Below are 212 nucleotides of genomic sequence, written 5' to 3'. Positions count from 1 at the left end.
GCGCCGAACGGGCCGTCGCAGCAGCGGGTGATCCGCGCCGCGCTCAGCGCCGCCCGCCTCACCCCGGACGACGTCGACGCCATCGAGGCCCACGGCACGGGCACCAAACTCGGCGACCCCATCGAGGCCCAGGCCCTGCTCGCCACCTACGGCCAGCACCGCGACCCCGGCCGGCCGCTGCTCATCGGCTCGATCAAGTCGAACCTCGGGCA

General features: G+C 75.0%; 1 protein-coding gene. It reads left to right on the top strand.

Annotated features, from left to right (window positions below; translation table 11 throughout):
• Nucleotides 1-212: hypothetical protein (locus AC559T_RS18670; RefSeq protein WP_498869562.1), on the top strand; the 212-nt coding region annotated here is incomplete at both ends.

The sequence above is a fragment of the Frankia sp. Hr75.2 genome (assembly GCF_949319125.1).
In the GTDB taxonomy this organism is placed as follows: Bacteria; Actinomycetota; Actinomycetes; order Frankiales; family Frankiaceae; genus Parafrankia; species Parafrankia soli.
The sequence above is the reverse complement of the archived record's forward strand: the minus strand, read 5'-3'. Positions and strand labels throughout refer to the sequence as shown.